16 protein-coding genes are annotated in these 25712 nt (G+C 74.8%); 1 reads left to right on the top strand and 15 read right to left on the bottom strand.

Annotation, left to right across the window (positions count from 1 at the left end; genetic code table 11):
* Positions 1-120 precede the first annotated feature (120 nt).
* Both ACIRST_RS27365 and ACIRST_RS27360 read right to left on the bottom strand, forming a co-directional pair.
* Positions 121-540, bottom strand: coding sequence for a Rieske (2Fe-2S) protein (locus ACIRST_RS27365; RefSeq protein WP_402805040.1), 420 nt, complete (start codon positions 538-540; stop codon positions 121-123).
* Positions 537-1397 carry an iron-containing redox enzyme family protein gene (locus ACIRST_RS27360; protein ID WP_402805038.1) on the bottom strand — a complete coding sequence of 287 codons (861 nt, stop codon included), beginning with the start codon at positions 1395-1397 and terminating at the stop codon, positions 537-539. Before ACIRST_RS27360 ends, ACIRST_RS27365 begins: the two co-directional genes overlap by 4 nt.
* A 140-nt stretch (positions 1398-1537) precedes the next feature.
* Between ACIRST_RS27360 and ACIRST_RS27355 the strand changes: the two genes are divergently transcribed.
* A complete protein-coding gene (locus ACIRST_RS27355; protein ID WP_402805036.1) occupies positions 1538-2323 on the top strand; it encodes a thioesterase II family protein in 786 nt (261 codons plus the stop codon).
* Positions 2324-2340: 17 nt separating this feature from the next.
* On the opposite strand, the gene ACIRST_RS27350 is transcribed toward ACIRST_RS27355, so the two are convergent.
* The 13 genes from ACIRST_RS27350 to ACIRST_RS27290 all read right to left on the bottom strand — a co-directional run bounded on the left by ACIRST_RS27350 (position 2341) and on the right by ACIRST_RS27290 (position 25701).
* Entirely contained in the window at positions 2341-5505 is a 3165-nt protein-coding gene (locus tag ACIRST_RS27350; protein ID WP_402805034.1) for an amino acid adenylation domain-containing protein, read from the bottom strand.
* Positions 5502-6545 (bottom strand): alcohol dehydrogenase family protein, encoded by a 1044-nt coding sequence (locus tag ACIRST_RS27345; protein WP_350523422.1) that lies wholly within the window; start codon positions 6543-6545, stop codon positions 5502-5504. The genes ACIRST_RS27350 and ACIRST_RS27345 overlap by 4 nt, the downstream gene beginning before the upstream one ends.
* Positions 6542-7420 (bottom strand): amidohydrolase family protein, encoded by an 879-nt coding sequence (locus ACIRST_RS27340; protein ID WP_350523423.1) that lies wholly within the window; start codon positions 7418-7420, stop codon positions 6542-6544. The genes ACIRST_RS27345 and ACIRST_RS27340 overlap by 4 nt, the downstream gene beginning before the upstream one ends.
* Positions 7417-9303 carry a beta-galactosidase trimerization domain-containing protein gene (locus ACIRST_RS27335; protein ID WP_350523424.1) on the bottom strand — a complete coding sequence of 629 codons (1887 nt, stop codon included), beginning with the start codon at positions 9301-9303 and terminating at the stop codon, positions 7417-7419. Before ACIRST_RS27335 ends, ACIRST_RS27340 begins: the two co-directional genes overlap by 4 nt.
* Positions 9300-10463, bottom strand: coding sequence for a DegT/DnrJ/EryC1/StrS family aminotransferase (locus ACIRST_RS27330; protein WP_402805031.1), 1164 nt, complete (start codon positions 10461-10463; stop codon positions 9300-9302). Before ACIRST_RS27330 ends, ACIRST_RS27335 begins: the two co-directional genes overlap by 4 nt.
* A gap of 167 nt (positions 10464-10630) precedes the next feature.
* Positions 10631-11710 (bottom strand): glycosyltransferase family 4 protein, encoded by a 1080-nt coding sequence (locus tag ACIRST_RS27325; protein ID WP_396552275.1) that lies wholly within the window; start codon positions 11708-11710, stop codon positions 10631-10633.
* A complete protein-coding gene (locus ACIRST_RS27320) occupies positions 11707-12687 on the bottom strand; it encodes an NAD-dependent epimerase/dehydratase family protein (RefSeq protein WP_350523427.1) in 981 nt (326 codons plus the stop codon). The genes ACIRST_RS27325 and ACIRST_RS27320 overlap by 4 nt, the downstream gene beginning before the upstream one ends.
* Positions 12680-13969, bottom strand: coding sequence for a nucleotide sugar dehydrogenase (locus tag ACIRST_RS27315; RefSeq protein ID WP_350523428.1), 1290 nt, complete (start codon positions 13967-13969; stop codon positions 12680-12682). Before ACIRST_RS27315 ends, ACIRST_RS27320 begins: the two co-directional genes overlap by 8 nt.
* A gap of 42 nt (positions 13970-14011) precedes the next feature.
* Entirely contained in the window at positions 14012-15172 is a 1161-nt protein-coding gene (locus ACIRST_RS27310; RefSeq protein ID WP_350523429.1) for a hypothetical protein, read from the bottom strand.
* 140 nt (positions 15173-15312) lie between these two features.
* Positions 15313-16854, bottom strand: a complete 1542-nt coding sequence (locus ACIRST_RS27305; protein ID WP_350523430.1) for an amino acid adenylation domain-containing protein — start codon at positions 16852-16854, stop codon at positions 15313-15315.
* The gene (gene uvrA / locus ACIRST_RS27300) at positions 16835-19633 is read right to left on the bottom strand and encodes an excinuclease ABC subunit UvrA (protein WP_402805026.1); all 2799 of its coding nucleotides are present in this window, start codon (positions 19631-19633) and stop codon (positions 16835-16837) included. The genes ACIRST_RS27305 and uvrA overlap by 20 nt, the downstream gene beginning before the upstream one ends.
* 28 nt (positions 19634-19661) lie before the next feature.
* A complete protein-coding gene (locus ACIRST_RS27295; protein ID WP_402805024.1) occupies positions 19662-22229 on the bottom strand; it encodes a condensation domain-containing protein in 2568 nt (855 codons plus the stop codon).
* A gap of 4 nt (positions 22230-22233) precedes the next feature.
* Positions 22234-25701, bottom strand: coding sequence for an amino acid adenylation domain-containing protein (locus tag ACIRST_RS27290; protein WP_402805022.1), 3468 nt, complete (start codon positions 25699-25701; stop codon positions 22234-22236).
* Positions 25702-25712: the final 11 nt, after the last annotated feature.

Raw genomic sequence — 25712 nt, 5'->3', positions numbered from 1 at the left:
CGGGGGGCGGGCCTCGCCCCCCCCCCCCCCCCCCCCCGCCCCCGGGCCCGCGGGGGGGCGCCCCCCCCCCCCGCCCCCCCGCCCCCCCCCCGCGGCCCCCCCCCCGCCGCGCGGCCGGGGTCAGTCCGCCGCATCGAGCCGGCCCTCCAGGCGGCGCAGCTCGGACTCCGGGGGCACCGGTGCGCCCTCGGGCAGCTCCGCGAGGATCCGCAGCGCGGCGCAGGCCGGGCCGGCGACCCGGCGCCCGCCGTCCCGGAGGTCGAAGGCGGAGTGGTGGAGCGGGCAGCGGATCAGCATCCGGTCGGCGTCCAGGTGGCCGTAGCGCATCAGGCCCTTGCGGTGCGGGCAGGCGGCGTCGGTGATCAGCCGCCGGCCGCCCGCCTCGACGAGGATCAGCCGCTCGCTGACCTGCTGGACCCGGGGGTCCTGCGCGGCCTCCCGGTCCGGCAGGTCCGCCACCGCGTCCGCGGTGTTCGGCGTGTCCGGGGTGTCCGCCGTGTTCGGGGTGTCCGGGGTGTCGTCGGTGACGGTCACGGTCATGCGCGTCCCGCCTCCCGGGCCAGGGCGATCGCCGTCTCGGTCGCGTCGCCGACGACAGCGCTGGTCAGCTCGACGCCGGCCCACACCTTGGCGAGGTCCAGGCCCTGCGCCGTCTGCGTCTCCCGGATCGCCACCCGCATCTGCTTGCTGTGGTAGGTGTCGATGTAGAGGTGCTCGGTGTAGTACTTCCCCGACTTCAGGCCGAGCCGCCGGGCGGCCTGCGCGAAGCTGCGGAAGCCGTACAGCACGCTGGCCTCGAAGTAGGCGTAGCCGCCGAGGAAGTACTCCGGGGTGTCCGCCCGCGAGGCCAGCCAGTGGAACATGTTGACGTAGGCGTGGCTCTGCGGGCTGGAGCCGGCCCGGTACGCCTCCACCTCGGTGGGCAGGTCCAGTTCGCGCAGCAGCTCGCGGTACAGCTCCGAGTGCGCCTGGTCGTCGTTGCCGCAGCCGAGTTCGTCCACCATCACGCGGAAGACGGCCATGCCGGCCTTGTAGGGCAGCCGCGGGACCACCGGCAGCAGGTTGAGCGACTCGGTGAGCCCGTCCATCGCGAACTCCGAGACCACCACCCGGAACTGGTCGATCGTCGCCTCCTCGGCGAGGAAGCGGTGGCTGTCGGAGGCCACCGCGCCCTCCCGGGCCAGGAAGCCGGACAGCTCCCGCAGGAGTTCGGTGTGCGAGGCGAACCCGGGGGCGGTACGGCGGTGGCCCTCGGCGATCGCCCCGATCCAGCGCTCCTCCATCCCGACCATCTCCTGGTACTCGGCCGCCGTCGGGACGCTCGTGTAGAGGTCGTACAGGCGCTTCTGGTCGATCACCGTGCAGGGTGTCGGGGTGTCGGTCGGGGCCGTGGTCATGCGGTGCTCCAGGTCGGCTCGGGGCGAAGGTCACCGGTCGGCGGGACGTCGCCGGTTGGTAGGGTGACGCCGTTGATCAAGTGGCCGGCCGTCCTCCCGCCCACCGGGGGCTGCGGGACGCGGGCCGGAACGGGGCGGTCATGGTCGAGGCACGGCGTCCGAAGGTGGACAACTCCGATCCCTGGCTGCGGCGCTATCCGGTCGACGGCGCCCGGGTGCGGCTGGTGTGCTTCCCGCACGCGGGCGGCTCCGCGACCAGCTACCTGGACTGGCCGCGGCAACTGCCGGACGGCGTCGAGGTGCTGGCCGTGCAGTACCCGGGACGGCAGAACCGGATAGCCGAGCCCTGCTTCGAGTCGCTGCCGGAGCTGGCCGACGCCGCGACGCGGGCCCTCAAGGCCCACACCGGCCTGCCGCTGGTGCTGTTCGGGCACAGCATGGGCTCGGCGGTCGCCTACGAGGTCGCCCGCAACCTGCGGCGGGACGGCGGGCAGCGGGTGGCGCGGCTGCTGGTGTCGGGCCGCGGCGCACCGCACGTGGGCTACGGCGGCCGGCGCCGGCCCGGCCTGGACGACGCCTCGCTGATCGCCGTGGTCCGGGCGCTGTCCGGCAGCGACGCCGACGTCTACGAGCACCCGGACATGCGGGACCTGCTGATGCCGTCGCTGCGCGCCGACTACACGATGCTGGACCGCTACCAGCCGGCCGCACCCACCGAGCTGCTGGACGTGCCGGTCACCGTGTTCGGCGGGCAGCAGGACCCGGCCTGCCCGGTGGCCGAGCTGGACAGCTGGGCCGAGGTCACGAACGCCGGGCACGAGGTGCTGACGTACCCCGGCGGCCACTTCTACCTGCGCGAGCACGAGCGGGCGCTGCTGGCCGAGGTGGCCCGCCGGCTGCCCGGCGCGGACGGCGCGCAGGCCTGACGGCGGCGCGGTGCGGGTCATCCGGCACCCACCCGGTGGCCGGGGTCGGCCACGACCCGCTCCAGCAGGGCGAGGTAGCCGTCCGCGAAGTCCCGGGCGGCGTCCGGGCCGAGCCGGTGGAGGTCGTGCTCCAGCCGGCCGGTGAGGCCGCCCGCGCCGTCCTCGTCCAGCGCGAGGCTGAGGTCGAACTTCGCGGTGCCGGTGTCGCAGGGCACCACCGTGGTGACCGTCCCCGGCAGTTCGGGCCCCCGGGCGGGGGTGCTGCCGAAGGTGAACATCAGCTGGAAGAACAGGCTGTGCCCGCGGCCGCGGGCGGGCCGCAGCTCCTCCACGACCCGCTCGAAGGGCACGTCCTGGTGGGCCAGCGCCTCGCCCACGGTCCGGCGCACCCGGGCGAGCAGATCGCGGAAGGAGCGCTGCGGCTCCAGCTCGGTCCGCAGGCACAGGGTGTTGACGAACATCCCGACGACGCCGTCCAGTTCGGGCCGGTCCCGGCCCGAGGTGAGGGTGCCGACGACCAGGTCGCGGGCGCCCGAGGCGCGGTGGACCTGCTCCTGGAAGGCGCTCAGCAGGACCATGAACAGGGTGGCCCGCTCGGCGCCGGCGAGCTCCCGCAGCCGGGCGGTGAGCGGTGCGGGCACCGCGAAGGTGTGCACGGCGCCGCGGCCGGGGGCGGGCGCCGAAGCGTCCGCGGCCACCGGCAGCCGGGTGGTCTCCGGGGCGCCGGCGAGCTGCTTGCGCCAGTACGCCAGCTGCGCGTCGTAGCCCTGCTCGGCGGCCTGCCGGCGCTGCTCGCGGGCCCAGTGCCGGTACTCCGGGGCGGGGGCCGGCAGGTCGGCGTCGGTGCCGGCCACCGCGGCCGCGTGCAGCGGGCCGAGCTCGTCGAACAGGACCTCCATCGAGCGGCCGTCGAAGACGATGTGGTGCAGGACCAGGACCAGCAGGTGGTCCTCGGCCGCGCGGCGGACCAGCGTGGCCCGCAGCAGCGGGCCCCGGGTCAGGTCGAACGGCTCGCGGACCAGCCCGGCCACCGCCCCGGCCACCGCCTCCTCGCCGCGGCCGGTCAGGTCCAGCAGCGGGAGGTCCGGCCGGTACGGCTCCCGCAGGACCTGCACGGGCAGGCCGTCCTCGGTGGCGAACACGGTGCGCAGGGCGCCGTGCCGGGCGACCAGGCCGCCGAGCGCCGTGTGCAGCGCCGTCCGGTCCAGCGGTCCGGCGATCCGCAGCACCACCGGCTCGTTGAACCGGGGTGAGCCGGGGGCGAGCTTGTGCAGCAGCCACATCTGCTGCTGGGCGTAGGAGGTCGGGGCGGGCCCGGCCGGTTCCGCGCCGGCCGCACCGGGTGCGGCGGCCGTCCCGGCCGGCGGGACGGCGCGTTCGAGTTCCGCCGCGAGCGCGGCCACCGTGGGCGCCTGGAACAGGGTGCGCTGGCGGACGTCCGCGCCGAGCCGGGCGCGGCAGGCCGCGGCCAGCCGCACGGCGGTCAGCGAGTCGCCGCCGAGTTCGAAGAAGTCGTCGTCCACGGCGATCGGTGCCGTGCCGAGGACCTCCTCCCAGACCTCGGTGAGCTCGGCCTCCAGCGGGGTCCGCGGCGCGGTCGCGCCGGTGTCCGACCGGCCGGAGGCGAGGTCGAGCTGCAGGGTGCGCAGCGCGCGCCGGTCCACCTTGCCGTTGGCGTTCAGCGGCAGTCCGTCCAGGGCGGCGAACCGGGCCGGCACCAGGGCCGGCGGCAGCACCTCGCGCAGCCGGGCGCGCAGGGCCCGGACCTGCGGGGCCCCCGCCCACACCACGCAGGCGACGAGCTGCTCGGCGCCGGTGTCGTCGGGCCGGGCGAGCACGGCGCTCTCCAGGACGCCGGGGAACTGGCCGATGGCGTTCTCGACCTCGCCGGGCTCGATCCGGATGCCGCGGATGTTGAGCTGGTAGTCGATCCGGCCGAGGAACTCCAGGGCGCCGCCGGGCAGTCGGCGGGCCAGGTCGCGGGTGCGGTACATCCGGCCGCCGGGCCGGTCGGTGAAGGGGTCGGGCAGGAACCGGTCGGCGGTCAGGGCGGGCAGGCCGAGGTAGCCCCGGGACACCCCGGGGCCGCCGAGGTACAGCTCCCCCGGGTCGCCGTCGGGCACCGGCCGCATCCGCTCGTCGAGGACGTGGGCGTGGACCCCGGGCAGCGGGGTGCCGATGGGCAGCCGGTCCCAGCCGCGGATCTCCTGCGGGCCGGCCGCGGTCTCGTGCAGCAGCTGGGAGACGGTGGCCTCGGTGGCGCCGTACTCCTGGACCAGGCGGACCCCGGTGGCGCACCAGTCGGCGACCCGGTCGACGGCGACGGGTTCGCTGCCGACGACGAGCAGCCGCAGCGAGGGCGGGGCGACCGGCCCCTGCCCGCGGTCGAGCTCGCGCAGCCACTCGTACCAGTAGGACGGCGTCAGCTGGAGCACCGAGACGCGTTCGCGCTCGATCAGGGCGAGCAGCCGGGCGCTGTCGGCGAGTTCCTCGGCCGGGTCCATGACCAGGCAGGCGCCGGCGGCCCAGGTGGACAGGACCTCCTCGGCCGCCACCGAGAAGCCGATGGAGGCGAACTGCAGGACCCGGTCGGCCGGGGTCAGCTCCAGCCGGTCGGCGATGCCGAGGGCCAGCGCGGCCAGCGCGGCCTGGCCCAGCGGGACGCCCTTGGGGCGGCCGGTGGAGCCGGAGGTGTACGCGATCCAGCCCAGGTGCTCGGGGTGGAGTCCGGGCTCGGCCGGGCCCTCGCCGGCCTCCTCGGCCGGGCCCTCGGCGGGCCCGTCGACCAGCAGGACGCGGGCGGTGTGCCCGGGGAGCCGGTCGGCGAGGCCCGCGGTGGTGAGCAGGACCGGGGCGCCGACGTCGCCGAGGACGAAGGCGAGCCGCTCGGCCGGGTACCCCGGGTCCAGCGGCACGCACGCGCCGCCGGCCTTCAGGACGGCGAGCAGGGCGACGGCGAGCTCCACCGAGCGGTGCAGGTGGATGCCGACCGGGACGTCCGGGCCGACGCCCGCGCCGCGCAGCCGGCGGGCCAGCAGCCCGGCCCGCCGGTCCAGTTCGCGGTAGCTGAGCCGGGCGCCGCCGCAGTCGAGGGCGGGGGCGTCGGGCGTGCGGCGGACCCGTTCCGCCAGCAGGGCGGGGAGGGTGGCCGGCCCGTCCGCGGGGAGGTGGAGGGCGTTCACGGGACGAGGACCACCTTCGTGGCGTGGCCGGCGTCGAACAGCTTGAAGCCCTCCACGGCCTCGGCGAGCGGGAGCCGGTGGGAGATCAGGAACGTCGGGTCGATGCGTCCGGTGCGGATCAGCCGCATCAGCCCGTCGCGGGAGCTGATCGGATCCCCGACGGCGAACCGGAGGGTGAGTTCCTTGCCGAAGGCGAGGCCGGTGGGCATCGGCATGGCCTCCGAGGCGTGCGCGCCCACGGCGCACACGGTGCCCAGCGGCCGGACGATCTCCAGCGCGCTGCGCAGGGAGGCGTCCACGCCGACGGCCTCCAGGGCGACGTCGGCTCCGCGCCCCTCGGTCAGCGCGCGGACCCGCTCGGCGAGGTCGTCGCCGGTGTCCAGCGGCACCGCGCCCTGGGCCGCGGCGGCCGCCCGCCGGCTCTCGGCCGGGTCGATCGCCAGAACCTGTGCCGCGCCCATCAGTTGGGCGGCCTTGAGGGCCATCAGGCCGACCGGGCCGCAGCCGACCACGGCGACCACGTCGCCGGGCCGGATCCCGGCGCGGTCGGCGGCGGCGTAGCCGGTGGCGAGGATGTCCCCGACGAACAGGGCCTGTTCGTCGGAGACCTCGTCGGGGATCGCGGACAGCACGGTGTCGGCGAACGGGACCCGGACGTACTCGGCGTGGCCGCCGGCCACCGCGGTGCTGCCGACCACGGTGTCGTAGCCGAACAGGCCGACCTCGGCGCACTGGTAGTGCCAGCCGCGCAGGCAGTACCAGCAGCCGCCGCAGGCGATCACGTCGGAGGCCACCACGCGGTCGCCCGGGCGGAAGCCGCGCACCGCGGGGCCGGTCTCCTCGACCACGCCGGTGAACTCGTGGCCGGTGACGGTTCCGGGGGTGAAGCCGGGGATCTCACCGCGGTAGGGGTGCAGGTCGGTGCCGCAGACGGCGGACCGGACCACCCGGACGAGGGCGTCGCCCGGGGCGGTCAGGGTGGGGACGGGGGCGTCGACGACCCGTACGTCGTAGGGGGCGTGCCATTGCAGGGTCTTCACAGGAGCCCCCTCTTGGTCTCGGCGAGGAGCCCGGCCGCCGCGCCGCCCATCAGGGAGGCGTGTTCGGCCGGGGTGAGTGCGGTGCCGTCGGGCCACAGCGAGTCGTCGGTGGCGAGTTCGCGCATCCGGGACACCGAGTCGGTCATGGTGCAGAAGGGGTGGTCGGTCCCCCACAGCAGGCGGTCCAGGACGCCGAGGGCGCGGGCCTTGGCCAGGGCGGCGGCGACCGTGGCGGCGGGCCGGTACCAGCTGAAGATGGACAGGTCCGCGTACACCCGGGGGTGGCGGGACATCAGGTCCAGCGCGGTGTCGGTCCAGGGGGTGCCGAGGTGGGCGAGGATCAGCCGCAGGCCCGGGAAGTCGGTGGCGACCCGGTCGAGCAGCCGCGGGGAGAAGTACCGCGGGTCGGCCTTCTTCGCCGGGGTGTAGCCGGTGTGCACGAGGACCGGGACGTCCAGTTCCTGGGCGACCTCGTAGACGTCGTTCCAGAGCGGGTCCGCGGGAGACATCCGCAGGTAGCAGGGGGCCGTCTTGAGCCCGGACAGCCCCAGCTCGGTGACGGCGTGCCGGAGTTCGGCCGCGGCGCCGGGCGTGCCGGCGTCGACCGAGGCGAAGCCGGTGAACCGGTCGGGGTGGCGGGCGCAGATGTCGGCGACGAACTCGTTGGGGACCTTGAACCCCTCGATCCGACGGACGTCGAAGGCGAGGAGGAAGGCCCGGTCCACACCGGCCTCGTCCATGTGGGCGAGCAGCGCGGTCTCGGGCGCGGTCAGGGCCTCCGGCGGCATGCCGGTGGTGGCCATCATCTCCTCGGCGAAGGAGGCGGTGTAGTGCCGGTAGTACTCGCCGGCGTGGACATGGGCGTCGATGATCACGCGCCGGCCCTCCGTCCTTCCGTCCAGGTGGCCAGGTGCACGGCCTTGGGGCCGAGGTCCAGCAGTTCGGCCCGGCCGTCGTGGTGCAGGGTGGTGCGGACCGGGCGGGGGGCGTGGTTGATCACCAGCGCGCACCGCTCGTCCCCGCGGCCCAGGACGCCGACCTCGACCTCGGGGCTGTCGACGGTGGGCCCGGTGACGAGCTCGTCGGTGAGGCCCTCGGCCGCGGCGACGTCGGCGTAGAGCCGGTGCCAGGGCGCCTCGTCCAGCCGGTGCGGGGCGTTGAGCTGCTGCTCGAACGGGGCGTTGAGGTGGTACGCGACGCCCCGGCCGTAGCGGTGGCGGGTGAGCGCGGGCGAGCCGTCGGGGAAGGCGGCGAGCACGGTGGCGGTCGTCGCGGCGAGCACCGGGAGCTGGCCGGCCTCCCGCACCAGCGGGTAGCGGGTGCCCTGCCAGGTGAAGGAGTCGGCGTCCTCGGCCCGCAGGGTGAAGTCGGTGATGCGGATGCCGAACAGCTCCTCCCCGCCGAAGCCGTGCAGCAGGTCGCCGCCGGTGTACAGCAGGACGCCGCCCGCCTCGACGTAGTCGGCCAGCGCCCGCTGGCCGTCGAGGGTGATGTGCCGGACGGAGGGGCAGACCACCAGCCGGTGGCCACCGGGGGTGCCGGGCGCGACCGGCGGGCCTGCGGTGAACTCGTAGGGCAGGTGGGCGCGTTGCAGCAGCTGGGCGGCGTAGAAGCCGGCCGCCGCGTCGGAGCCGCCGGAGGCGAGGTAGCCGGCGTCGCCCTCCTCCCGGTGCTCGGGCAGGTGGACGCCGACGGGCGCCGGCAGCGGCCGGAACCCGGCCAGTTCGCCGGTCGCCCGGCCGGCGAACTCCCGGAAGGCCGCCATGGCCGGCTTGGGCGTGCCGTCGGCGCGCAGCAGGCCGACGAACCGCTCGTTGGGGCGCAGCGCGTACGGCTTGGCCTCGGTGGTGAAGTCCTGCCAGCACCAGACGATGACCCCGCAGGCCCCGGCGGCCAGCGCGGCGTGCGCGGCGACCCGCAGGTAGTCCCGGGCGGTCTCCTCGTCGCAGCCGTAGCTGCCGAGTTCGTCGACCAGCACCGGCCGGTGCTCCCGGCCGCGGCGGACCAGGTAGGGCACCAGGGCGCCGGCCTTGGGGGCGGCGACGGACTCCACGTGGAACGGGCTCCACACCGGGAAGCCGTGCAGGCCCACCAGGTCGAGCGGCTCGGCGTGTTCGGGCCGGAAGGCGTGCGTGCCGGTGACCGCGGACGCCTCGTTGGCCTGCAGCACCAGCGCGCCGGGGTGGGCCTCGCGGACGGCGTCGGCGAGCAGGCCCCACCAGCGGCGGACCCCCTCGGGGCCGAGCGCGCCGGAGGCGGCCTGGTCGACGTGGATGACCTCGTCGCCGAGGTCGTACGCGAGGACGTCGGCGGACCCGCCCAGGGCGGTGACGACGTGCCGGACGAAGCCGAGCTGACGCTCGGTCATCTCGGGGTCGTGCCAGAGATCCCGGCCGGCCCGCCAGGGCGGGTCGAAGCGCTGCCCGTTCATCCAGATGGTGAGCAGCGAGGGCAGGCACTGCAGGCCGTGCCGGGCGGCGAGGGAGCCGAAGGTGCGCAGCCGCTCGGTGGCCACCGGGTCGTAGACGCCGGGCTCCGGTTCGAAGTCGGCCCAGAACACGAAGAAGCGGACGGTGTTGAAGCCGAGTTCGGCCATCCGGGCGAAGTCGGCGTCGAGGCGCTCCGGGTCCCAGTCCCGCCAGTAGTCGCAACCGGCGGCCGAGGGGTGGTAGTTGAAGCCGACGCTGAAGTACGGCGCGCCGTCCCGCCGGAACCCCCCGTCGACGAGGGTGTAGCGGTGGGCGGGGTTCGGGGTCACGCGCCGGCCCCGGGGGCGTCGGCGAGGGCGTCCCGGAGGGCCTGGACCACCAGGTCGGTGTCGTCGTCGGTCATGTCGACGTGCAGCGGCAGCGACAGTTGACGGTCCATCACCTCCTCGGTGACCGGGAGGTCGCCCTCGCGGTGGCCGAAGCGCTCCCGGTAGGCGGTGAAGAGGTGGGTGGGCGGGTAGTGCACCCCGCTCTGGACGCCGGCTCCGCGCAGCGCGTCCTGGATCGCGCCGCGGGCGTCGCCGTCCGGCAGCAGCACCGCGAAGAGGTGGTGCGCGGCCAGCTCGACGGGCCGGTCGTGGAAGGGCAGGCCGAGGCCCTCGGTGCCGGCGAGGCCCTTGAGGTAGCGGGTGACGATCTCCTGACGGCGGACCTGGCGCTGCGGCAGGTCCGCCAGCTGGACGAGTCCGATCGCGCTGCCGAGCTCGGTGGGGCGGTAGTTGAGGCCGAAGGAGTCGACGTCGTACAGCGAGGGGCCGCCGCGGTGGCGGTCCTGGGCGCTGACGGTGAGCGCGTGCGAGCGCAGCCGGCGGATCCGTTCGCGCACCTCGGGGTCGCGGGCGACCACCATGCCGCCCTCACCGGTGGCGAGGTTCTTGGTGGCGAAGAAGCTGTAGCAGCCGATGTCGCCGACGGTGCCCAGCACGCCGTGCGCGGAGCGGGTCGCGGGGGCGTGCGCGGAGTCCTCGACGAGGGCCACGCCGTGCTTGCGGGCCAGGGCGGCGAGCGCGGGCAGGTCGGCCGCGTGTCCGCCGTAGTGCATGGCGACGATCGCCTTGGTCCGGGGGGTGATGCGGGCGGCGACGTCGGCGGGGTCGACGCACAGGTCGTCCGGGCCGGTGATGTCGGCGAAGACCGGGGTGGCACCGCACAGGGTGACCACGGCGGCCGCGGAGACGAAGCTCAGCGACGGGAGGACGACCTCGTCGCCGGGGCCCAGGTCCAGGGCGAGGAAGGCCAGGTGCAGGGCGGCCGTGCCGTTGCTGACCGCGACCGCGTCCTCGATGCCCGCCGTCCGGGCGAAGGCCTCCTCGAACTCACGGGTCACGGGCCCGTTGGACAGCCAGCCGGAGCGCATCACCGCGGCCACGGCGTCGAACTCGGCGTCGCCGAGCCGGGGCCGGTACAGGTTTACCTTCCAGTCGGACATCTCTATCCACCATCCCCCCGCGCGCCGGTGGTGCGCGGTGTTCGTTCGGGTGCCGCGTGCGTGTGCATCGGGCACGGTGCGGTGGTGCCGGCGGTGGGCCGCTCGGCAGCACGCGCGGGTCGTCCCCCGGGGCCCCCGCCGTTCGGGCGGGATCCGGAGGGGACGGCCTAAGGGGTGCCGGCCGGGCCGGCGGTGCGTGCGGTGAGCCGGTCGTAGACGGCCTGGTACCGGTCGGTCACCGCGTCCCAGCTGAGTTCGCGCTCGGTGCGGGTCCGGCCGGCCGCCCCGAGGGCCGCCGCCTCGGCGGGGTCGGCGAGCAGTCGGACCACGGCCGCCGCGACGGCGTCCGGGTCGGGCTCGCACAGCAGTCCGTCCACGCCGTGCCGGACGACCTCCTCGCCGCCGTCGAAGGTGACGGAGACGACCGGCTTCCCGTTGACCCAGGCCTCGACGAAGACCAGCGGGAAGACGTCCACGGTGGACGGCAGGCAGAACACGTCGCAGGCGGCGAGGGCGTCGGCCTTCTCGTCCTCCTCGACCATGCCGAGGTCGAGGATCCGCGGGTCGCGGTGGGCGGCGAAGACCTCCGCGCAGTCCTCGTCCCAGTCGGGGCCGGCGAAGACGAACCGGGCCCCGGGGTGGTCCGCCCACACCTTGCGGGCGGCCTGGAGCAGCAGGTGGTAGCCCTTGCTGCGCATCTTGCGGCCGAGGAAGAGGACCATCGGCCCGTCGATGCCGTGGCGGGCCCGGAAGGCCGCGCCGTCGGGCTCGGCGGCGCTCAACTGCGGGCCCTGGCCGTTGAGGTGCAGGGCCGTCGGGTCGACGCCGGCCTCGACGAACAGCCGGCGCTCCGCCTCGGTGAGCACGAAGACGGCGTCCGCCTGCCGGGCGACGTCCAGGACGGCCTCCCGGTCCTGCCACACGCCGGCGGCCGAGGCCGGGGTGAACACGAACGGGACGTCCCAGTCGCGGGCGAGGCGCAGCGCGGCCTGCGGGTAGTCCGGCCAGACGCTGTCGAAGGCGTGCACCACGTCGGGCCGCTCGGCGGGCGGGGCCGAGGCCGGCAGCACACCGACCTCGACTCCGGCGCCGGTCATCCACCGGGCCGACTCCTCGTCCATGCTGCTGCAGTACAGCCCGACCCGGTGGCCGCGCCGGGCCAGCGACTCGGCGAGGTTCTGGGCCATCGCCTCGGCGCCGGCGCGGGCCGGGAAGTAGCCGCGGTGGACGATGCGCACGTGGGTCATGACTGCTGCTTCCGAGCGGCCCGGTCGCGGGCGTACCACTCGTAGGTGCGGCGGACGCCCTCGCGCAGGTCGGTCTTCGGCTCGTAGCCGGTGAGCGAGCGCAGCAGCGAGATGTCCGGGACGCGGCGCTCCGGCGAGAGCGGCGGGGCGGGGTGGACGTCGAGGGCCGGGTGCCGGTCGACGACGTCGAAGACCACCTTGGCGAGGTCGTCGATGCGGATCTCCTCGCGGTCGTTGCCGACGTTGACCAGGAGGGTGTCCCCGGTGGGCAGGGCGGTCAGCGCGGCGATGGCCTCGACGGCGTCCTCGACGTAGCAGAACGCCCGGAACTGGTCGGCGCCGTAGATCTCGAACGGGTCGGCGCCGCCGAGCAGCCGCTCGATGAACTGCGGGATGACGTGCTCGTACCCCATGCGCGGCCCGTACACGTTGTGGAAGCGCACCATGCGCAGCGGGAAGCCGTACGCCTGGGCGTAGTTGCGGCACAGCAGCTCGCCGGCGATCTTGCTGAAGCCGTACGAGGAGCGGGCCACCGTCGGGTCCGAGACGACGAGCTGCACGTCCTCGGGGGTCGGCACCGGTGCCACGCCGGCGGTGACGCTGCCCGCGTACGCCTCGCTGGAGGAGGCGAAGCAGAGGGTGGCACCGTCCAGCTCCTTGAACCAGTCCAGCACGTGGATGGTGGAGAGCAGGTTGGTGCGCAGCACGCGCTGCGGCTCCTGGTTGGAGTAGACGACGCCGACGACGGCGGCGAGGTGGTACACCTCGTCGAAGTCGCGGGGCAGGTCCGCGGGCAGCGGGAGGGTCAGGTCGTGGGTGAACACCGTGACCTTGGAGCGGAGTTCGTCGAGCTCGTCGTCCTGGCGGCCGCGGCTGAAGTCGTCGACGACGGTGACGTCGTGCTCGTCGGCCAGCCGGCGGGCCAGGTGCATGCCGATGAATCCGGCACCGCCCGTGATCAGGATCTTCTTACGCATGGCCGAGCCTCATAACGTTGGACGTGGCGGGGAGGATGCGCCAGGTGTCGTAGACCACCGCGGGCGGCGCCATGGTGGCCACCAGCGCGTCGATGTCCTGGTCGCGGTAGGAGAGGTGGTTGTTCAGGATGACGACGGCGTGGGTGCCCTCGAAGCCCTCGGCCAGGTCCACCGGACGCACGCCGAGTGCGGCGATGCGCTCGGCCGGGACGGCGAAGTCGTGGCCGACGATCTCGCCGACGCGGCCGCGCAGCACGTCGAGCAGGCCCTCGTAGGCGGAGCCCCGCAGGTCGTCGGTCTCGGGCTGGCCCTTGTAGGCGAAGCCGGAGACCAGCACCCGGGCGGTGGCCGGGTCGCAGCCCTGCTCCCACAGGGCGGCCAGCACGCGCTCGCCGATCCGGCGCGGCAGGGACTCGTTGAGCTGCCGGGCCGCGGCGATCATGCCGGGGGTGTGGCCGTGCGGCTTGAGCGCGTGCATCAGCAGGTACGGGTCCTTGGTGAGGCAGCTGCCGCCGACGAAGCCGGGCAGGCTCAGGTCGGGCCGCGGGTAGCCGAAGTTGGCGCTCTTGATCAGCTCCACCGCGTCGAGGCCGAGCTTCTCGGCCATCAGCGCCACCTCGTTGCCGTACCCGTAGATCAGGTCGGTGTGGCAGTTGCAGATCAGCTTGATCATCTCGGCGGCCTCGACCGAGGAGACCGGCACCACGGTGGGCGTCTGCGAGGCGAACAGCTCGGTGGCGCGGCGCACGGCCTCGTCGTCGATGCCGCCGACGATCTGCGGCAGCGACAGCAGCTCGTCCAACGCCTTGCCCTGGATGGTCCGTTCGGGGCAGAAGGCGACCAGCGGCTGCGCCACCTTGCGCTGCAGCACGGGCAGCACCAGGTTGCGGGTGGTGCCGACCGGCACGGTGCTGCGGACGATCACCAGGGTGTTCTCGTCGATCCCGTCGGCGATGGTCTCCACCGCCGCCTGCAGGTGGCGCAGGTTGGGCTCGGTGCCGTCGACCTCGATCGGGGTGCCCACGCAGATGATGACCACCGGCGGGAGGGCGCCGGCCCCCAGCTCGGAGGTGACCTTCAGCCGGGTGCCGACGGCGTCCCGGAAGACCTCCTCGACGCCGGGCTCCGCGAGCTGGAGCACGCCCGCGTCGAGGTCCTCGGCGACCTTCTTGTTGTACTCGTAGCCCAGGACGCTCTTGCCGGTCTTCAGGAGGGCCGCGGTGAGCGTGACACCGACGTATCCCAGACCGACGACGCAGACGTCGTAGTCGGCGTTGGACATGGTTGACTCCATCACTTCCCCTTCGAGTTGGAACGGGTCACATCACGCGGCCGACGGGTCGCCGGCGGCGGCCCCGACGACCCAGAAGGTCTTCTCCGGCTTTCCGCCCAGCTGGCGCTTCTGGTCGTCGAGGCCCTTGACCTCGGAACCGCCGGCGTCCACCTCGCGGATGCCCTGCGCCCACATGAGCCGGAACACGGTCAGCCAGACGTACTGGGGAATGGCGGTGAATCCGGTGCTGTCCTTGAAGAGCCCGGTCAGCCGCTCCCGGAAACGCATGGTCATGGTGCAGTAGAGGGCGGCCCGCTGCTCGCCGATCCGCTCCCCCGCGAAGAACATGGCGGGGAATTTCTCGCCGTCCTCGGTGACGATGTTGCCGAGGTACGAGAAGTAGTCCCGCTCGTTGTCGCCGCCCGGCTTCACGCGGACGATGGCGAGGTAGTCCTCGGGGGTGGAACCGACGACGGTGCCCTGTTCGCGGCGCGCCTGGAAATAGCTCTCGACGACGCCGCGGGCGCTCTCCTTCTCGGGCCCGGAGTAGTGGTAGGGCTCGATCTGGAAGGAGAGGTGCGGGTTGCGCTCCAGGAAGTTCTCGAAGCGCCGGTAGGCCATCTTGTTCTTGTTCTTGTACTTCCGCCGCTCCTCGCCGGCCAGCTTGGCGACCTGGAGCGTCCCGTCCTCGGCCTGGTCGAAGACCTCGTCCAGGTAGTAGACCCGGTTCGGGTAGGTCTCGTCCTCCTCCGGGGCACCGAGGTGCCAGGGGTCGGTGTCGATCCCGGTGAACCCGGCGCCCAGGAAGGCGTCGCGGTCCTCGGCCGACAGGTGCCGGACGTACACCGACTCCCGGGCCAGGCCGGCCGCGCGGACGGTGGCGATGAACTCCCGGACCGCCTCGATCCGGGTCGGGCCCTTCGGGGCGACGATGTGGAGGTGCTTGGCGACGTGCCCCTCCTTGCTGAAGTACCCGACCCCGAAGATGTTGGTCCCGTCGTGGTAGACGAGCCCGTTCGGGTACTTGCTGCTGGCGCCGCGGAGATTGTATCCGTTCGCGTAGAGCATGAGGCCGATGTGGCCCATGGCGAACGATCCGTCCTTGTACTTCTGGATGATGTCGAAGGATTCCTCGACCGGGGTGATCCGCGGCCCGAAAATCTCCCTCAGACGGTCCTCGAATTGGTCCCGTTCGATCGCGAGAAGGCGCACAGGTATTCAACCTCCAACAGGCTCTGGAATTAATTCCCAGAAGCCCTGGTCAGTATGCGGCGAGCTTATCGTGTCCGGCTCGTGCAAGAAAGATGGGAATTGGAATTCCGGATGTTCCGCGGAATTTCTGCTCCGCGCGGTCACCGGCCGGGCAGCACCTCGGCCCGGGAGCGGCGCAGGGCCGGCGCGGGAAGCGCCTTGCGGTCGAGCTTGCCGATGGGGGTGAGCGGCAGTGCGTCCAGGGTGACGAACTGACCGGGCACCATGTGCTCCGGCAGGCTGTGCCTGAGGTGGTCCCGCAGCTGCTCCCCGGTCGGCGCGGAGGCGTCCGCCGGGGCCGTGTACGCCACCAGGCGGGGGCCGCCGGGAAGATCGTCACGGAGTACTACCGCAGCCTGTACGACACCGGGGCACGATGTCAACGCCTCTTCGATCTCACCGAGTTCGACCCGGAAGCCACGCACCTTGACCTGCGCGTCGAGCCGCCCGAAGTAGTCCAGCAGGCCGCTCTCCGGACGCCGGCGCACGCTGTCCCCGGTCCGGTACATCCGGGCGCCGGGCTCGCCGGAGAACGGGTCCGGAAGGAACCGTTCGGCCGTCAGCCCGGGACGGCCCTGGTAGCCGCGGGTGACCTGGGCGCCGCCGACGAACAGCTCGCCGGAGGTCCCGTCGGGCACCGGCCGCAGGTCCTCGTCCAGCACGTAGGCGTGCACGGCGGGCAACGGCGTGCCGATGGAGACCAGTTCGTCGTCCCAGTCCAGCAGGGTGGCGGCGGCCGACACGGTGGCCTCGGTGGGCCCGTAGATGTTGAACACCTGGGTCACCCCCCGCGCCCGGAGCTCGGCGAGCAGGGCCCTGGGCATCGCCTCGCCGCCGGTGAGGACGGCCTTGACGCGCGGTGGCGGGCCGCCCAGGGCGACCATCTGGGCCAGCGCGGACGGCACCGCGCAGACCGCGTCCCCGGTCACCCAGCCGTCCGGCTCGACCAGCGAGAACACGTCCTGGGCCAGCATCACGTGGCCGCCCGCGTGGAGCGGGGCGAAGATGTCGCACACCGAGAAGTCGAAGGACGTGGGGCAGGTCGCCACCATGGTGACCTCGGCGACCGGCCCCAGCAGGGCCACCGCGGCGGCGACGAACTCGCTCATCGCCGCCCGGGGCACCAGCACGCCCTTGGGGCGGCCGGTGGAGCCCGAGGTGTAGATCACGTAGGCGAGTTGGTCGCCGATCAGCGGCGGGGCGTCGGCCGGCGGGGTCTCCGGCCCGTCCGGGCCGCCCCGCACCAGCTCCTCCAGGACGAGTTCGGGGCCGCCGTACGCCAGCGTGCCGGCGTGCCGCCGCTCGGCCAGCACCGCCGCGGCGCCCGAGTCGTCGAGCATGTAGCCGATCCGGTCCTGCGGGTAGGCCGGGTCCAGCGGGACGTAGGCGGCGCCCGCCTTGAGCACGCCCACCAGGCCGGCGAGCATCTCGGGCGTGCGGCCGGCGAGCACGGCGACCCGGCTCTCCGCCCCGATGCCGAGGGCCCGCAGCTGCCCGGCGACCCGGTCGGCCGCGGCCCCCAGTTCGCCGTACGTCCAGGTCCGCCCCTCGCCGGTGACGGCGGGCCGCCCCGGCTCGCGGACCACCCACCGCTCGAACGCGGCGACGACGTCGATGACCGGTTCAGCGCTCGGTGCCGGCACTGTGTCCTCCTCTGCTCGACATGACGTGAAGCTGGCGGGCCAGATAGGGCGCCAGCGCGCTCTTCGGGTGGGCGGCCACCTGCTCCGGCGGCCCGGCGGCGACCAGTTCGCCGCCGTTCTCGCCGCCGCCCGGGCCCAGGTCGACGATCCAGTCGCAGGCCGCCGCGAACTCGACGCTGTGCTCGATGACCACCGCGGTGTTGCCCAGGTCCACCAGGTCGTGGACGACCCCGAGCAGCACCTCCACGTCGGAGAAGTGGAGTCCGGTGGTCGGCTCGTCGATCAGGTAGAGCGTCCGGCCGTCGTCGCGGCGCATCAACTCGCGCGACAGCTTCAGGCGTTGGGCCTCGCCGCCGCTGAGGGTGGTGGTGTCCTGGCCGAGCCTGAGGTAGCCGAGCCCCACCTGGCAGAGCATCCGCAGCGGGTGGGCGACGGCCGGGATGTCCCCGAACGCCTCCAGCGCCTCGGCGACCTCCAGGTCCAGGGTCTGCGCGATGTCCCGCCCCCGGTAGGCGACTTCGAGCACCCGCGGGTGGTAGCGGCGCCCGTCGCAGGAGGGGCAGCGCACCGAGAAGTCCGCCAGGAAGAGCATCTCGATCCGGATGGTGCCCTTGCCCGCGCAGCGGTCGCAGCGCCCGCCCTTCTCGGTGTTGAAGCTGAACATCGCCGTGGACCAGCGGCGGCGGACCGCCTCCTCGGTCTTCGCGAAGAGCTTGCGGATCTCGTCGAAGATGCCCACGTAGGTGGCCGGCGTGGACCGGGAGGAGGCACCGATGGACTCCTGGGTGACGGTGACCACCCGGCTGAACCGCTCCCAGCCGGCCAGCTCGGTGAACGGCCCGGTGGGGGCCCGCCGGTGGGTCAGGGCCTGTTCCAGGGCGGGCTGCAGGGTCCGGGTGATCAGCGAGCTCTTGCCGCTGCCGCTCACCCCGGTCACGCAGGTCAGCAGGCCCACCGGGATGGCGGCGTCCACCCCGCGCAGGTTGTGCAGCCGGGCGCCGCGGACGGTCAGCCAGTCGTCCCCGGGGCGGCGGCGGCCGGCCCGGGGCGAACCGACGACCAGCTCGCCGCGCAGGTAGGCGGCGGTCCGCGAGTCCGGGTGGGCGACGACCTCCGCCGTGGGGCCGGCCGCGATCACCAGGCCGCCCCTGGTGCCCGCGCCCGGGCCCAGGTCGACCAGGTGGTCGGCGGTCTCCATGGTCTCCTGGTCGTGCTCGACGACCAGCACGGTGTTGCCCGCGTCGGCCAGCTGCCGCAGCAGCGCGATCAGCCGGGAGTTGTCCTTGGCGTGCAGGCCGATGGACGGCTCGTCGAGCACGTAGGTGACGCCGACCAGCCCGCAGCCGAGCTGCCGGGCCAGCCGGAGCCGCTGGCCCTCCCCCGCCGACAGGGTGGGCGCGGAGCGGTCCAGCGAGAGGTAGCCCAGGCCGACGTCGAGCATGAACGTCAGCCGGGTGCCGATCTGGACCAGCAGCTCCTCGGCGAGCTCGGCGAGGAAGGTCGTGGCGAGCTCGGCGCGGACGGCCTCCAGCCACTCGGCCAGCCGGGCCACCGGCAGCGCGTTCACCTCGGCGATGTTGAGGTCGGCCAGGCGCACCGCGAGCGCCTCGGCGTGGTGGCGGGTGCCGCCGCAGTCGGTGCAGCCGCGGGCCGCCATGAACACCTGGTAGAAGGACTTGCGCTCGGGCGAGTCCGCCTCGCGGAACAGCCGCTCCAGGTGCTGGGCCAGCCCGTCGAAGGGCTTGCGCTCCAGCTCCCGGGCGAGCGCCTCCGGCAGCGGCCGCGCGGTGGCACCGGTGAGGACCAGCTCCCGCACCCCCTCGGGGAGCAGGCGCCAGGGCGTGTCCAGTCCGGCACCGGCGAGTTCGAGCACCGCGGGCAGTTCGCGCAGCGGCCACCAGGTCTTCTTGCTGCGGGTGCGGTCCCCGAAGAAGGTCAGCGCGCCGGAGCGGACAGAGGCCTCCGGGTCGCCGACGAGCAGCGCCGGGTCCACCTGGTAGGTGAAGCCGAGGCCCTGGCACTCCTCGCACATCCCGGCCGGGGAGTTGGGCGTGAACCAGTGCGAGGAGGTGGCGCGGGCCTCGGTGCCGCAGTCGGGGCAGATCCAGCCGGCCGTCAGGTGCCGGACGGTGCTGCCGTCGCGGCGGGCGACCAGCGGGCTGCCGTCGCGGTGCGCCGCCTCGACGGCCTGCCGGGCCCGCGCCAGGTCGTCCTCGCCGGGGGCGGCCGGCAGCAGCAGGACGCGCCCGCCGGGCTCGTCCCCGACGGCGGGCCGGTAGAGCTCCAGCGGCCCGGTGGCGGCGGCCTGCGCGAGCGCCCCGAGGTGCTCGCCGACGTCGCGCGGGTGGATGTGCTGCCCGCAGCCGCGGCACTCGTGCCGGCCGGCCCGTGCGAACAGCAGCCGCAGACGGTCCGAGATCTCGGTGATGGTGCCGACGTTGGAGCGGGGGTTGCGGCTGATGGTCCGCTGCTCGATGGCGACGGTGGGGCTGAGGCCGCTGATCCACTCCACCGCCGGCTTGGGGACCTTGGGCAGCTTGCGGCGGACGTAGGCGGACAGGCTGTCCAGGTACTGCCGGTAGCCCTCGGCGTAGATCGTGTCGAAGGCCAGCGAGGACTTGCCGCTGCCCGAGACGCCGGTGAAAACCGTCACCCCGTGCCGCGGCACCGCCAGCTCCTCGATCCGCAGATTGTGCTCCCGGACTCCCCGGAGCACGATCCAGTCGCGCGGATCGGGTGCGGCGGGGGTCGTCCCGCCGCTGTGGTCGGCCTTGCTCAATGCGTTCTCCGGTTCTTCCTTGACTCGTTCAGTGGTGCGGGTGCGGCCCGTCGGCCGGCGGGTCGACGACCAGCCGGGCGGGGCGCAGGTATCCGGGCAGGAGGGTGCGCAGGCGCTTGGTGAGCGCCGCCGCGTCGGGGGCCGGGCCGGGGCCGTCCGCCGCCCGCAGGGCGATCCGGGCGGTCAGCACCCCGTCGGCGTCGAACTCGACGAGGGCGTCGGCGACTTCGGGCAGCGAGGTGAGCGCCCAGGCGCTCTCGGCGGGCCGGACGGTGTAGCCGGTCGGGTCGACCCGCCGGTCGGCGGCGGCGCCGAGGAGTTCCAGGCCGCCGTCCGCGGCCTCGCGGGCCAGCAGTCCGGTGGCGAGCTCACCGCCGGGCACCGCCGGTCCGCCGAGCCGCAGTTCGCCGACGGCACCGGGCAGCACCCGGCGCCCGGCGGTGTCCGCGGGCCACCGGTGCAGCGGGTCCGCCGCGCCGGCCGCCGGGGCGGCCAGGGCGGGTCCGCGGCCGCGGTCGGCTCCGGCCGGGACCGGCCACAGTTCCAGGCCCGCCGGGCCGACCGCGCGCAGCACCGCCGGCCCCGCGGCGCCGGCCGGGGCCTGCGGGAGCCGGCCGTGCCGGCCGGTGAGGACCAGGGTGCGCAGCCCGGCCGCGGCCCCGGGGGCCACCCGGTGCAGGGCTTCGGCCGGCAGGACGGCGATGTCCACGCCGCCCTGCGCCGGGAGGCCGTCCGGGGTGTCCGAGGGGACCACCGTCGCCCCGGCGCAGAGCGGCACCAGCAGCTCCAGCAGGGCGGTCGCGGTGCCCGCGGGGGCGGCGGCCAGCCAGCGGGCGCCCGGCCCGGCCTGGCACCGGTCGGCCCACAGCCGGGCCAGCGCGGCCAGCACGGCGGGCTCCAGCAGCACACCGGCGCCGGTGTCGACGCCCCGGCCGTCGCGGAGCGCGGCGAGCAGCCGGGCGGCGGAGTCCGGGGTGGGCGCGACGTCGGCGAGCGGCAGCGGGCCGTCCGCCGGGGAGCCCTGGGGCACCTCGGCGACGAGCTGCCACAGCTCCCGGTAGCCGACCGGGCCGCCGGGGGTCTCCAGCGCCCGGTCCTGCGGCCGCAGTTCGGCGGTGCGGCGGACCGCCTCGGCCGCGCCGCCGTCGGCGGCCGGGGCCGCGGGGAGGACGGGGGCGGGCGCGGCCGGCGCGTCGGTCGCGGCCTGCGGGTCGTCCAGGACGGCGGCGAGCAGGTCCTCGTACTGGGCCACCAGCCGGGCGGCGCCGGCCGCGGTGAACAGGTCCTCGGCGAGCACGAACTGCACGGTGAGGGTGTCCGGCTTCTCCACCAGCCGGACCTCGACGTCGAAGGCGCTGGACGCGGTGGGTTCGCCGATGCGGGCGAAGCCCACCCGGAGGTCCCCGAGGTCCGCGCCGGCGACGGAGTTCATCGCGTGCACGCTCAGGAACATCGCCTGCGTGAGGGGGTTGTGGCTGTCCTCGCGCCGGGGCCGCAGCCGGCCGGTGATCCGGTGCGCGGGCATGTCCGCGTGCTCCTGGGCCTCCAGGACCGCGCCGCGGGTGGCCGCCAGCAGGTCGGCGAAGGTGGTGCCCGGCCCGTCCGGTGCGGCGACGACGGCGATCATGTTGCCGAAGTCGCCGATCACGTGCTCCACCTCCGGACGGGTCCGGTAGGCGGTGAGCGTGCTGGTGGCGAACGCGGCCTGCCCGGTGGCCCGGCGCAGCAGCAGGTGGAAGACGGCGGTGAGGGCCATGTACGTGGTCGCGCCGGCCGCGCGGCACAGCGCGCGCAGCCGTTCGGTGACGGCCTCGTCCAGGGGGAGGTCGAGGACCCGCCCGCGGAAGGACCGGACGGCGGGCCGGGGCAGGTCGGCCGGGAGGTCCAGCAGGGCGGGCAGGCCGCCCAGCCGGGACTCCCAGTAGCCGAACTCGGCCTCCATCCGGGCCTCGTCCATCCACTGCCGCTGCCACAGCGAGAAGTCGGAGTACTGCACCGGCAGCGGCGCGAGCGGGGAGGGCTTCTCGTCCCGGAAGGCCGCGTACAGCTCCCCCACCTCGCGCACCAGGACGCCGATCGACCAGTCGTCGAAGGCGATCTGATGGGTCGTCAGGGCGAGCAGCGCGGTGTCGTCGGAGGTGCGCAGCAGCAGCGCCCGCAGCAGCCGGCCCTCGGCGAGGACGAACGGCCGGGCCCGCTCCTGCCCGACCAGCGCAAGGGTCTCGGCCTCCCGCCGCTCCTGCGGCACCCCGCGCAGGTCGTGCTCGGTGATCAGCGGGCCGGCCGGGGGCTCCTCGGCGGCCTGGACGGCGGTGCGGCCGAGGACGTGGAAGCCGGTGCGCAGGATCTCGTGCCGGGTGACGATCTCGCGCAGCACCCGGTCCAGCAGGGCGCTGTCGAGCGGGCCGTCGAGCCGGAGCGTGGCGGCGACGTTGTACATCGGCGAGGCGGGCTGCAGCCGGCTGTTCCACCATACCCATTCCTGGGTGTAGGAGAGCGGGAAGAGGTTCATGACGCTCCCCTCCTGCTCCACCAGCCGGCCCAGCCGGTTGCGGTCCGCCGGGGCGAGGGCGGCGAGCTTCTCGGTCCAGCGCATCCGGTCAGCCCTCCCCGTCCGTCAGGGCGCCCAGCCGGGCCAGCAGGTCGTCCAGGCCGGCGTCGGTGCGGGCCACCGACCGGATGGGGCCGGGCGCGCCGGCGCTCTCCGCGTCGCCCTGCTGCTCGACGAGCTTGGCCAGCCCGGCGACGGTGCGGTCCTCGAACAGGGCCCGGACGGCGATCTCCGCGCCGAGCGCCTCGCGCACCCGGTGGGTGACCACGGTGGCCAGCAGCGAGTGGCCGCCGAGCGCGAAGAAGTCGTCGTTCAGGCCGACCCGCTCCACCCCGAGGACGTCCTCCCAGATGGCGGCGAGGGCCTTCTCCACCTCGGTGACGGGGGCGGCGTACGGCTCGTCCGCGTCCCGCTCGGCGGCGGGCGCCGCGGGCAGCGCCGACACGTCGACCTTGCCGGTGGGCAGCAGCGGGAGGGCGTCGAGCCGCACGAAGGCGGCGGGCACCAGGTGGTCGGGCAGGACGGCGCCCATGTGCTCGCGCAGTTCCCGGACGGTCGGCGCCGAGGCGCCGGCCGGCGTCCAGTGGGCGACCAGGCGCGGGTCCGCGCCGTCGGCGTCCTCCGCCCGCGGCACGCCGACCACGCAGTCCGCGACGCCGGGGTGCTCGCGCAGCCGGGCCTCCACCTCGGCGGGCTCCACCCGGAAGCCGCGGATCTGGATCTGGCGGTCGGCGCGGCCGCAGAACCGGACGGTGCCGTCGGGCAGGTAGCGGCCGAGGTCGCCGGTGCGGAACCAGCGGTCCGCCGGGTCGCCGGTGACCGGGCTGGTGAGGAACCGGGCCGCGGTCAGCTCCGGGTCCGCCGGGTAGCCCGCGGACAGGTGGGGCGAGCGCACGTGGATCTCGGCGAGCTCGCCCACGCCGGCCGGGACGCCGGCCGCGTTGAGCAGGACCAGCTGGGAGCCGGGGGTGCCGGGGCCGAGCGGGATCTCGGCCGCGGGCTCGCCGGCCGGCACCCGGTGGGCGCTCATCGCCTGCGGCGTCTCGGTCGCGCCGTAGAAGTTGACGCACACCACGTCCGGGTTGAGGGACCGGGCCAGGGTGACGTGGTGTCCGCGCAGCCGGTCGCCGCCGAAGAACAGGTGGCGCAGGGCCGGGGCGGTGCGCTCGGCGGCCCGGCCGCCGAGCAGGTACTCCAGGGTCGCCGGGGTCAGGTTGGCCACGGTGATCCGCTGCGCGTCGGCCCAGTCGGCGAACCGGCCGGGCAGCGCGGCGTGGTCGGGCACGCAGACGGTGGCGCCGAGCGCGAGCGGGACGAGGACGTCCCGCAGCATCGGGTCGTGGCCGGGGGCCGACAGCAGGGCGAAGCGGTCCTCGGCGGTGAGCGCGTACTCGTCCCGGTACCAGGCGGTGAAGTGCGCCAGCGGCCCGTGGGTGCCGAGCACCGCCTTGGGGCGGCCGGTGGAGCCGGAGGTGAAGGCCAGGTAGGCGGGCGAGCCGGGGCCGAGGTCGAGCGCCGGCGGGTCGGCGGGCAGCTCCGCGAGCTCGTCCCAGCAGGGCAGCACCGGCGTGGAGACGGCGGTCTCCCGGGCCCGGTCGAGGAGTTCGGCCGGGGCCTCGGCGCCGTCCGTGCGCACGAAGGCGCGCGGGGCGGCGAGGGCCGTCTGCTCGGCGAGCCGGGCGGCGGGCTCGGCGGTGTCCAGGACCAGGAAGGCGGCCCCGGCGGCGAGGGTGCCGAGCATGGCGCAGGCCAGTGCGGCTCCGCGCGGCCCGTACAGGGCGACGACGTCGCCGGGGGCGACCCCGTCGGCGCGCAGCCGGTGGGCCAGCCGGTGGGCGCGCTCGGCCAGCTGTCCGTACGTCCAGGTTCCGGCCGGCTCCTCGACGGCGACCCGGTCCGGCGCGGTGCGCGCCTGCTCGGCGAACGCCTCGGCGATGCCGCCCGACCAGTCGGCCGCCAGCGGCCGGGCCGGGTCCGGCAGCACCTCGCGGGACCGGTCGGTGACCAGGCTGTACGACGGGACGGGACGGTCCGGGTCGGCCGCGATCTGCTCGACGAGGGTGACGTACTGGTCCAGCAGCTGCCCGGCCCGCTCCTCGGTGAAGAGGTCGGCGTTGTGGACGAGCGTGAGGTCGCGGCCGTCGAGGCCCGCGTACAGCGTCAGGTCGAACTTGGCACCGGCGTCCGGGACGTGCAGGAAGCTCGCGCTCAGGCCGGGCAGCTCCAGGCGCTGCTCGGCGAACGGGACCATGTTGAAGAAGACCTGGAAGACCGGGGTGCGGTCGAGCCGCCGCTTGGGCTGCAGGTCGATCAGGATCCGCTCGAACGGCAGGTCGCGGTCGGCGTAGGCGTCGTAGGCGGTGTCCCGCACCTGGGCGAGCAGGTCGCGGAAGGTGGGGGCGCCGGAGAGGTCGGTGCGCAGCGCCAGGGTGTTGACGAAGAAGCCGACCAGGGGCTCGATCTCGGAGCGGGTGCGGCCGGCCTCGGGGATGCCCACGATCAGGTCGTCCTGGCCGCTGAGGCGGTGCAGCAGCACCTTGAAGGCGGCCAGCATGACGGTGAAGCGGGTGGCCCCGGACTGCTGGGCGACGCGGTTCAGCGCGTCGGCCGTCGCGGCCGGGACGGTGCGCTCGGCGCGGCCGGCCCGGAAGGTCCGCACGGCGGGCCGGGGCACGTCCAACGGCAGGTTGAGGTCGGGCAGTTCGCCGCCGAGGCGGGTGCGCCAGCGGTCCAGCTGGGCGGCGCAGGCGTCGCTCTCCAGCCACTCGGCGTGCCAGGCGGCGTAGTCGCCGTACTGGACCGGCAGGGCCGGCAGGTCCGCGGGGTGGCCCTCGGTCAGCGCCCGGTAGTGGGCGGCGAGTTCGTCGGCGAGGACGGACACCGACCAGCCGTCGGCGACGATGTGGTGCAGGGTGAGCAGCAGGACGTGCTCGTCGTCGCCGGTCCGCAGCAGGGTGGTGCGCATCAGCGGGTCCGCGGCGAGGTCGAACGGGGCGGCCGCCTCGGCCTCCGAGCGGCGGGCGACCTCGGCGGTGCGCTCCGGCTCGGGCAGGTCGCGCAGGTCGTGCCGGACCAGCGGGACGTGCCGCTCGGCGTCGACGCGCTGGCGGGGACGGCCGCCGTGGTCCTCGAAGGAGGTGCGCAGCACCTCGTGCCGGGCCACGATCCGGTTGACGGCCTGCTCCAGCAGCCCGGCGTCGAGCGTGCCGGTCAGCCGGACCGCCGCCGGCATGTGGTACGAGGGGTTGCCGGGCTCCATCCGGTCGAGCAGCCACAGCCGCTCCTGGACCGGCGAGGCCGGGTGGGTGCCGTCGGCGCGGCGCGGCACCGGCCGCGGCCCGTCGGTGGCGGTTCCCGCGGCCAGGAAGGCGATCAGCTCACCCTTGTGCGCGGTGATCTCGGCGCGCAGCCCGTCGGGGAGTCCCTCGGCGGGGGCGCTGTACCGCAGTTTTCCGTCCTCCACCCGCAGGTGGATGTCCTGCTCGCGCAGGCGGGCCAGCAGATCGATCAGCGACATGGTGCGTCGCA

Origin of the sequence: Kitasatospora sp. NPDC101447 (genome assembly GCF_044767225.1) — a bacterium.
In the GTDB taxonomy this organism is placed as follows: Bacteria; Actinomycetota; Actinomycetes; order Streptomycetales; family Streptomycetaceae; genus Kitasatospora.
The sequence above is the reverse complement of the archived record's forward strand: the minus strand, read 5'-3'. Positions and strand labels throughout refer to the sequence as shown.

What these genes read in the sequence shown, in the direction of transcription:
- ACIRST_RS27365 (WP_402805040.1), bottom strand. Translation starts at nt 540, where the DNA reads ATGACCGTGACCGTCACCGACGACACCCCGGACACCCCGAACACGGCG.
- ACIRST_RS27360 (WP_402805038.1), bottom strand. Translation starts at nt 1,397, where the DNA reads ATGACCACGGCCCCGACCGACACCCCGACACCCTGCACGGTGATCGAC.
- ACIRST_RS27355 (WP_402805036.1), top strand. Translation starts at nt 1,538, where the DNA reads ATGGTCGAGGCACGGCGTCCGAAGGTGGACAACTCCGATCCCTGGCTG.
- ACIRST_RS27330 (WP_402805031.1), bottom strand. Translation starts at nt 10,463, where the DNA reads ATGTCCGACTGGAAGGTAAACCTGTACCGGCCCCGGCTCGGCGACGCC.
- ACIRST_RS27325 (WP_396552275.1), bottom strand. Translation starts at nt 11,710, where the DNA reads ATGACCCACGTGCGCATCGTCCACCGCGGCTACTTCCCGGCCCGCGCC.
- ACIRST_RS27320 (WP_350523427.1), bottom strand. Translation starts at nt 12,687, where the DNA reads ATGCGTAAGAAGATCCTGATCACGGGCGGTGCCGGATTCATCGGCATG.
- ACIRST_RS27315 (WP_350523428.1), bottom strand. Translation starts at nt 13,969, where the DNA reads ATGTCCAACGCCGACTACGACGTCTGCGTCGTCGGTCTGGGATACGTC.
- ACIRST_RS27295 (WP_402805024.1), bottom strand. Translation starts at nt 22,229, where the DNA reads ATGCGCTGGACCGAGAAGCTCGCCGCCCTCGCCCCGGCGGACCGCAAC.
- ACIRST_RS27290 (WP_402805022.1), bottom strand. Translation starts at nt 25,701, where the DNA reads ATGTCGCTGATCGATCTGCTGGCCCGCCTGCGCGAGCAGGACATCCAC.